General features: G+C 73.1%; 9 protein-coding genes. 3 read left to right on the top strand and 6 right to left on the bottom strand.

Annotation, left to right across the window (positions count from 1 at the left end; genetic code table 11):
* Window positions 1–19: 19 nt before the first annotated feature.
* Complete coding sequence (gene purE, locus HCN52_RS19005; protein ID WP_168089673.1) at window positions 20–550, bottom strand: 5-(carboxyamino)imidazole ribonucleotide mutase; 531 nt, start codon at window positions 548–550, stop codon at window positions 20–22.
* A gap of 38 nt (window positions 551–588) precedes the next feature.
* Window positions 589–1,737, bottom strand: coding sequence for a 5-(carboxyamino)imidazole ribonucleotide synthase (locus tag HCN52_RS19010; RefSeq protein ID WP_312876779.1), 1,149 nt, complete (start codon window positions 1,735–1,737; stop codon window positions 589–591).
* Window positions 1,738–1,883: 146 nt separating this feature from the next.
* Here HCN52_RS19010 and HCN52_RS19015 point away from each other — a divergent pair, with 146 nt between their 5' ends.
* Complete coding sequence (locus HCN52_RS19015; RefSeq protein WP_168089666.1) at window positions 1,884–2,366, top strand: GtrA family protein; 483 nt, start codon at window positions 1,884–1,886, stop codon at window positions 2,364–2,366.
* On the opposite strand, the gene HCN52_RS19020 is transcribed toward HCN52_RS19015, so the two are convergent.
* The 4 genes from HCN52_RS19020 to HCN52_RS19035 form a co-directional block, all read right to left on the bottom strand.
* A complete protein-coding gene (locus HCN52_RS19020; protein ID WP_168089667.1) occupies window positions 2,288–3,616 on the bottom strand; it encodes a sensor histidine kinase in 1,329 nt (442 codons plus the stop codon). The genes HCN52_RS19015 and HCN52_RS19020 overlap by 79 nt on opposite strands.
* Window positions 3,617–3,632: 16 nt before the next feature.
* Window positions 3,633–4,310 (bottom strand): response regulator transcription factor, encoded by a 678-nt coding sequence (locus HCN52_RS19025; protein WP_168089668.1) that lies wholly within the window; start codon window positions 4,308–4,310, stop codon window positions 3,633–3,635.
* A gap of 140 nt (window positions 4,311–4,450) precedes the next feature.
* Window positions 4,451–4,930: an ATP-binding protein gene (locus HCN52_RS19030; protein WP_168089669.1), complete on the bottom strand. Its 480-nt coding sequence runs from the start codon at window positions 4,928–4,930 to the stop codon at window positions 4,451–4,453.
* A 163-nt stretch (window positions 4,931–5,093) separates the two neighbouring features.
* Window positions 5,094–5,474, bottom strand: a complete 381-nt coding sequence (locus HCN52_RS19035; protein ID WP_168089670.1) for an STAS domain-containing protein — start codon at window positions 5,472–5,474, stop codon at window positions 5,094–5,096.
* A gap of 249 nt (window positions 5,475–5,723) precedes the next feature.
* On the opposite strand from HCN52_RS19035, the gene HCN52_RS19040 reads away from it, so the two are divergent.
* A complete protein-coding gene (locus tag HCN52_RS19040) occupies window positions 5,724–6,635 on the top strand; it encodes an RNA polymerase sigma factor SigF (RefSeq protein WP_167970178.1) in 912 nt (303 codons plus the stop codon).
* Window positions 6,636–6,920: 285 nt separating this feature from the next.
* Window positions 6,921–7,616 carry an MOSC domain-containing protein gene (locus HCN52_RS19045; protein WP_168089671.1) on the top strand — a complete coding sequence of 232 codons (696 nt, stop codon included), beginning with the start codon at window positions 6,921–6,923 and terminating at the stop codon, window positions 7,614–7,616.
* The last annotated feature ends 203 nt before the right edge of the window (window positions 7,617–7,819 follow it).

The raw sequence follows: 7,819 nt of genomic DNA on the forward strand, positions 1-7,819 counted from the left end.
ACAGCGCCGGTGGCGCCGGTCATCGGGCGCCACCGGTGGACGTGCCCGCGGTCCCGCCGGCGAAGCCGAAGCGCTGCGCGCCGTTGGCCTTGCCGCGCAGCCGCCGGCCCTTCTCGGTCGCCTGCTCGTTGAGCCGCTCCTGGAAGTCGCTCATCCGCTCCCGCAGCACCGGGTCGTGGGAGGCGAGGATGCGGGCGGCGAGCAGTCCGGCGTTGCGGGCGCCACCGACCGAGACGGTGGCGACCGGGACACCGGCCGGCATCTGGACGATGGAGAGCAGCGAGTCCATGCCGTCCAGGTACTTCAGCGGCACCGGCACGCCGATCACCGGCAGCGGGGTGACCGAGGCCAGCATCCCGGGCAGGTGGGCGGCGCCGCCCGCGCCGGCGATGATCGCCCGCAGCCCCCGGCCGGCGGCCTCCTCGCCGTAGGCGACCATCTCGCGCGGCATGCGGTGCGCGGAGACGACGTCCACCTCGTAGGGGATCTCGAACTCGTCGAGGGCGGTGGCGGCCGCCTCCATCACGGGCCAGTCGCTGTCGGACCCCATGACGATGCCGACGATCGGGTCCAGGCGGTGCTCGGTGCTCACTCGGTGATCGTTCCTCTGAGGTAGTCGGCGGCGTGCCGGGCGCGCTCGCGCACCTGGGCCAGGTCCGTGCCGTAGGTGGTGACGTGGCCGACCTTGCGGCCGGGCTTCACGTCCTTGCCGTACATGTGGACGCGCAGCCCGGGGTCGCGCGCCAGGCAGTGCAGGTACCCCTGGTACATGTCGGGGAAGTCACCGCCGAGCACGTTGGCCATGACGGTCCAGGGCGCGCGGGGCCGCGGGTCGCCGAGGGGCAGGTCCAGGACGGCCCGCAGGTGGTTGGCGAACTGGGAGGTGACGGCGCCGTCCTGCGTCCAGTGCCCGGAGTTGTGCGGCCGCATCGCCAGTTCGTTGACCAGCACCGAGCCGTCTGGGGTCTCGAACAGCTCGACGGCGAGGTGCCCCACGACGTCCAGCTCGCGGGCGACGGTCAGCGCCAGGTGCTGGGCGCGCGAGGCGGCCTCGGGGTCCAGGTCGGGCGCCGGGGCGATCACGGTGTCGCAGACCCCGCCGACCTGCACGGACTCCACCACCGGGTAGGCCACGGCCTGTCCGTGCGGGGAGCGCACCACGTTGGCGGCCAGCTCCCGGGTGAAGGGCACCTTCTCCTCCGCGAGGACGGGCACCCCGGCGCGGAACGGCTCGGCGGCCTCCGCCTCGGAGCCCACCACCCAGACGCCCTTGCCGTCGTAGCCGCCGCGGACGGTCTTCAGCACCACGGGGAACCCGGTGGCGCCGGCCTCGTCCTCGGCGAACGCCCGGACGTCGGCCGGGTCGGAGACGATGCGGTGGCGCGGGCACGGGACGCCGAGCGCGGTGAGCCGGGCGCGCATGACGCCCTTGTCCTGGGCGTGCACCAGCGCGTCGGGGCCGGGGCGCACGGGGATGCCGTCCGCCTCCAGCGCCCGGAGATGCTCGACGGGGACGTGCTCGTGGTCGAAGGTGATCACGTCGCAGCCGCGCGCGAACTCACGCAGCGTGGCCAGGTCGCGGTAGTCACCGACACGGACGTCCTGGACGACCTGCGCCGCCGAGTCCTGCGGGGTGTCGCTGAGGAGTCTGAAGCGGATGCCGAGGGGGATGCCTGCCTCGTGGGTCATGCGGGCGAGCTGGCCGCCGCCGACCATGCCGACTACGGGAAATGTCACCTGACCAGGATATCGGTCGGGCGGCCCGGGTCGGCCGGGTGGTCGCTCCGCAGCGTGACCGGCCCCGGGCGGCGCGGCGGCGCGGCGGCGCACCGGGGGCGCGGATGACCCGCCGTCGACGGTCGCACCGCCCTAGCATGGCGGTCATGACCGACAGGCTCCCGCTGCCGCCCCGGCTGCGCCGGCTGGCCCGCGAGGCGGCCAGGTTCGGCACGGTCGGCGCCTTCGGGTTCCTGGTGAACGTGGTGGTGTTCAACCTCTGCGCCCAGGCGGCGGGGCTGGGCCCGCTGCAGTCCGGTGTCCTGGCGACGTCCGCGGCGATCTGCACCAACTACCTGGGCAACCGCTACTGGACCTACCGGCACGCGGACAAGACGCGGCGGCGCCGGGAGGCCTCGCTGTTCCTGCTGTTCTCCTGCGTGGGGATGGTGATCGAGAACGGCGTACTGGCCCTCTCGCACTACGGCCTCGGCTTCACCTCGGCGCTGGCGGACAACGTCGCCAAGAACGTGGTGGGGCTCGGGCTGGCCTCGCTGTTCCGGTTCTGGTCCTACCGGACCTGGGTGTTCCGCGGCGCGCGGTCGTCGGCCGGCCCTGTGGGCGGGGAGCCCGCCCGCGTGGACGTCTGACCGCCCGGCCGGTCCCCGCCGGACTCCCGCAGCAGGAACAGCGCGAAGACCGGGGGCTGCCGCTGCAGCAGTTCCAGCCGCCCGCCGTCGGCCTCGGCGAGGTCACGGGCGACGGCCAGGCCGAGCCCGGTGGAGTTCTGGCCGCTGACGGAGCGTTCGAAGACGCGGCTGCCGAGGGAGTGCGGCACGCCGCGCCCGGCGTCGGTGACCTCGACGACGACCTGGTTGCCGGCGGTCCGCGTGCGCAGCGCCACAGTGCCGGCGCCGTGCATGAGGGCGTTCTCGACCAGGGTCGCGAGCACCTGCGCCACCGCGCCGGGGGTGCCCACCGCCCGCAGTCCCGGCTTGCCCGAGTGCACGATGACGCGGCCCGCCGCCCGGTAGGCGGGCCGCCACTCCTCGATCTGCTGGAGGACGACACCGTCCAGGTCGAAGCTGACGGCGGAGCCGAGCCGCGGGTCCCGTGAGTTGGTGAGGAGGCGCTGCACCACGTCGGTCAGCCGCTCCACCTGGGCGAGGGCGATGGCCGCCTCCTCCTTCACGGTGTCGTGGTCCTCCGTCTCGATGATCTCCTCCAGTCGCATCGAGAGGGCGGTCAGCGGGGTGCGCAGCTGGTGCGAGGCGTCGGCGGCGAGCCGCCGCTCGGCGGTGATCATGCGGGCGATGCGTTCCGCGCTGGCGTCGAGGACGTCGGCAACCCGGTCGAGCTCCGCCACCCCGTACCGGCGGTGCCGGGGCCGGGGGTCGCCCGACCCGAGGCGTTCGGCGGCCTCCGCGAGGTCGGTGAGCGGGGCGGCGACCCGGTGGGCCTGCCGGACCGCGAGCAGCAGCGCCGCGGCCACCGCCAGCAGCGAGACGGTGACGATCACCGTGACGGTCCGGGTGATCTCGCCGGCCACGGCGGAGCGGGGCTGGGAGACGGTGACGGTCTCGCCCTGGGCGCCCTTCTCCGAGGCGGAGACGACACGCCCCTCGGGCTCCTCGCCGATGGTGATGATGTCGGCGCCGTCCAGTTCGATCAGCACGTACCGGTCGCTGGGTGCGGAGGTCCGCATGGTGTGCTCGGTGACCGTCTCGCCGGCGACCAGCCGCCCCTCGACGACCGCCACGAGCCGGGCGGCCTCCGACTGGAGGCGGTCGCGGGCCCCGGACTCGATGGCGCGGGTCTCGACGATCCCGAGGGAGATGCCGAAGACCGCGATGACCACCAGGACCACGGCGAGCGTGGAGGTGATCAGACGACGTCGCATCGGGCGGTGGCCCCGCTCACTTCTTCTCGAACCGGAAGCCGACGCCGCGGACGGTGGCGATGTAGCGCGGGTTGGCCGCGTCGTCACCGAGCTTCTTGCGCAGCCAGGAGATGTGCATGTCCAGCGTCTTGGTCGAGGACCACCAGGTGATGTCCCAGACCTCCCGCATCAGCTGCTCGCGGGTCACCACGCGCCCGGCGTCGCGCACCAGAACGCGCAGCAGGTCGAACTCCTTGGCGGTGAGATGGAGTTCGTCGTCGCCCATCCAGGCGCGGTGGGACTCGGTGTCGATGCGCACCCCGTGCACCACGGGGACGGGCGCCGACTCCGCGGTGCCGCGGCGCAGCAGGGCGCGGACCCGGGCCAGCAGCTCGGCCAGCCGGAACGGCTTGGTGACGTAGTCGTCCGCGCCCGCGTCGAGTCCGACGACGGTGTCGACCTCGTCGGCCCGTGCGGTGAGCACCAGCACCGGGAGGGTCAGCCCGTCCGCCCGCAGCCGGCGGCAGACCTCCAGTCCGTCCATGCCGGGCAGGCCGAGGTCGAGCACGACCAGGTCGACGTCGCCGTGGAGCCCGGCCTGGAGGGCGCTGGGGCCGTCCTCCCGGACGACCACCTCGTAGCCCTCCCGTCGCAGCGCCCGGGCGAGCGGTTCGGAGATGGACGCGTCGTCCTCGGCGAGCAGTACGCGGGTCATGGGCCGATGGTAGACCTCGGCGCGGACGTCGGGGGGCGCCGCCGTGGGTGTGGCGCGAGGCCGCCGTCACCGCCTCGGTCCGGGCATGGCAGTGCCCCCGCGGCGACGGCGGGGGCACTCGGGGCGACGGCGGCGGGAAGCTACAGACCGGGGGCGGCCATGTCCGCCCAGACGATCTTTCCCTGGCCGTCGGGGTTGCGGGTCACGCCCCAGTCCAGGCTGAGGCGCTGGACTATGAAGATGCCGTGGCCGCCGGGGCGACCCGGGGCACGGCCTTCGCGGGGCACCGGAGTTCCGTCACCGGGGTCGGTGACCTCCAGTCGCAGCAGCTTGGGACGCCGACCGACCCGGAGCTCGTCCGGGCCCGCGGCGTGCAGGCACGCGTTGGTGACGAGCTCGGAAACGACGAGCAGGACGTCGTCCGCCGCCGCCTCCAGGTCGGGATGGGTGGTGGGCAACCACCCCCAGTCGCACAGTGCCTGTCGGGTGAAACCGCGGGCACGCGCGACCGTTCCGCTCACGCCCAGCAGCTTCAGCCGCCGGACCTGCTGGGTGACCTCGGCAACATGCCCCGGGAACTCTGGGCCGGCTCCTGAAGGAACCGACTGGGCCGCACTCATGTGCTCCTCACCTCACCGATCACCGGGATCTGTTCCCCCGTAACGGACCGGGCTGCCTCCTGGCTCGTCCGATGTGTGACTGGTCTCCTGCCCTGTTGTCCGGGAGGAACACGTGCCGGATCAGGTGAATCCCGCGCAGTGCGCCCCGGACCTGCGGAACCGCTCACTCCGCAGCGAGGTGGGCCAGGGCCTCGTCCACGGTGTCGCGCACGGGGAAGACCGATTCTGCTCCGGTGATCTCGAAGACCCGCGCCACCGCCGGCTGCATGCCGGCCAGTGCGATGGCACCGCCGGCCTCCTCGACCGCCATGCGGGCGCCGAGCAGGACGTTCAGGCCGGTCGAGTCGCAGAACTCCAGCGCCGAACAGTCGACAACGATTCGGTAACGGCCCTCGGCGAGACACGCGTCGAGTGCGTCACGCAGCAGATCGGCCGAATGGTGGTCGAGCTCGCCCTCGACGGCGACCACGAGTCCAGCCCCTGGACGACGCACTTCCACCGCGGCGTTGCGCCGCTGCACGCTGTCGGGCAGGCCGCGCTCCATGCACACCCCTTCAGTCGGTACCGGGTACTCGGTAACTTCGAACATTAGCCGGTGAAATCCCACCAGGACACCCAGCCAACCATGGCATTGGTGACCTTGCGCCCATATCGGACTTGCCTGTTTGGGTACTGGCCCGGTAGGGCTATACGAGACATGATCGCTACGAGTCGGCTTCGGAGGCGCCGCACCCCACTTCGGATCGCGGCTTGGGCAGCCTGAAACGCCGGACTACACACGGAGGACTGGACCATGTCACTGTCACCCGCCCCCCAGACCGAGAACACCCTGACCGCGCCCGCGGACGAGGTGGACGAGACCGCGGCCGTCCTCGACGACGAGCGCGACTCGCTCGCGGCGCTCGTGGACGAGCTCCCCGACATCCCCTTCGACAAGGTCGCCCCCATGGACGCGCGCGCGCTGTCCAAGAACCTCTTCGAGCGCCTGCGCTCGGTGGAGGAGGGCACCGCCGAGTACTCCTACGTGCGGAACACGCTCATCGAGCTGAACCTCGCGCTGGTGAAGTTCGCCGCCTCCCGGTTCCGCTCGCGCAGCGAGCCGATGGAGGACATCGTCCAGGTCGGCACCATCGGCCTGATCAAGGCGATCGACCGCTTCGACCCGGACCGCGGCGTGGAGTTCCCCACGTTCGCCATGCCGACCATCGTGGGCGAGATCAAGCGCTTCTTCCGCGACACCTCCTGGTCGGTGCGGGTCCCGCGCCGTCTGCAGGAGCTGCGCCTGGACCTCGCCAAGGCCGGCGACGAGCTCGCGCAGAAGCTGGACCGCGCGCCCACCGTCGCCGAGCTCGCCGAGCGCCTCCAGCTCTCCCACGAGGAGATCATCGAGGGCATGGCGGCCTCCAACGCCTACACGGCCAGCTCGCTGGACGCGCAGCCGGAGGAGGACGAGGGCGAGGGCGCCCTGGCGGACCGCATCGGCTACGAGGACCACGGCCTGGAGGGCATCGAGTACATCGAGTCCCTGAAGCCGCTCATCGCCGAACTGCCGCCCCGTGACCGCCAGATCCTCTCGCTGCGCTTCGTGGGCAACATGACGCAGAGCGAGATCGGCGAGGAGCTGGGCATCTCCCAGATGCACGTCTCCCGTCTGCTGGGCCGGACGCTGAGCAGGCTGCGTCGGGGGCTGCTGACCGAGAGCTGAGCACCACCGCACCACGCCGTCCGGAGAGTCGGCGGGTGCGTGAGCCGGGCCCGGCGCCGCTGAGGCCGTTCTCCACCGCTCCCGTGCGAAGAGCGGTGAAGAACGCTTTCAGCGCGTCGGGCCGTCGCCGTGCCCGGAAACACCCCGCGCCGCGTCCGTACGCCGGTGCCGCGTCCGTACGCCGGTGCCGCGTCCGTACGCCGGTGCCGCGTCCGACCGACGGCGCCCCGTCCGACCGACGGAAAGGCCGGGCGCGACGGGGGCCGCGCTGGCTAGGCTCGGCGCATGGACTCCTCCTCGGCTCTCTCCCCCCGGATCCTCTCGGTCAACGCGGGCCGGCGGCGCCCGACGGACCACACCAGCTGCCCGGACGGCACGACCGGGATCGACAAGCGTCCCGTCGCGGGCCCGGTCGAGGTCCGGCCGCCGGAGGGCCCCAAGGGCGTCGGCGGGAGCGGCGTCGCCGGGGACGAGATCAGCGAGCTGCGTCACCACGGCGGCTTCGACCAGGCGGTCTACGCCTTCGCTCGGGAGGACCTGGACCGCTGGGAGGCGGCGCTCGGCCGCCCCCTGACCCCCGGGGTCTTCGGGGAGAACCTGACCACCGCCGGGATCGACGTGACCGGGGTGGTGGTCGGCGAGCGGTGGCGGATCGGCGACGAGCTGGTGCTGGAGGCCACCCGGCCCCGCATCCCCTGCCGCACCTTCGCCGGCTGGCTCGGCGAGCGCGGCTGGGTGAAGCGCTTCACCCAGGACGGCGCTCCCGGCGCCTACTTCCGCGTCGTCCACCCCGGCACGATCGCCGCCGGCGACCCGGTCGTGGTGGAGCACCGCCCCGACCACGAGGTCACGATCGGCTTCTACTTCCGCGCGCTGACGCTGGAGCCGGCGCTGCGCCCGCGGGTGATCGCGGCGGGCGACGCGCTGCCGGTGGAGGAGCGGGAGACCGTCCGGCGCTGGGCGGCGGCCGCTTCGGTCTGAGAGCGTGCGTGGGGCCCCGCCGCCGGGTTGTCGGAGACGCCCGAGGACAACCCGCGGTATGAGGGCGCCGCTCCGCCCTGCGGCTGACCGCATCCGATGCCGCGAGCCGATCCGACGCGGGGTCCGGGACACGCGCTGAGGCGCTGGCGGGGCGCGCCGGGTCACGTGGTGACGCGGGGCCGGCGGCGCACGTCCGACGGCCC

The organism is Streptomyces bohaiensis (assembly GCF_012033785.1).
GTDB classification, from domain to species: domain Bacteria; phylum Actinomycetota; class Actinomycetes; order Streptomycetales; family Streptomycetaceae; genus Streptomyces; species Streptomyces bohaiensis.

Coding starts and splice junctions, on each gene's coding strand:
- purE (WP_168089673.1), bottom strand. CDS start 550: ATGGGGTCCGACAGCGACTGGCCCGTGATGGAGGCGGCCGCCACCGCC.
- HCN52_RS19025 (WP_168089668.1), bottom strand. CDS start 4,310: ATGACCCGCGTACTGCTCGCCGAGGACGACGCGTCCATCTCCGAACCG.
- HCN52_RS19015 (WP_168089666.1), top strand. CDS start 1,884: ATGACCGACAGGCTCCCGCTGCCGCCCCGGCTGCGCCGGCTGGCCCGC.
- HCN52_RS19045 (WP_168089671.1), top strand. CDS start 6,921: ATGGACTCCTCCTCGGCTCTCTCCCCCCGGATCCTCTCGGTCAACGCG.
- HCN52_RS19040 (WP_167970178.1), top strand. CDS start 5,724: ATGTCACTGTCACCCGCCCCCCAGACCGAGAACACCCTGACCGCGCCC.
- HCN52_RS19020 (WP_168089667.1), bottom strand. CDS start 3,616: ATGCGACGTCGTCTGATCACCTCCACGCTCGCCGTGGTCCTGGTGGTC.
- HCN52_RS19035 (WP_168089670.1), bottom strand. CDS start 5,474: ATGGAGCGCGGCCTGCCCGACAGCGTGCAGCGGCGCAACGCCGCGGTG.
- HCN52_RS19030 (WP_168089669.1), bottom strand. CDS start 4,930: ATGAGTGCGGCCCAGTCGGTTCCTTCAGGAGCCGGCCCAGAGTTCCCG.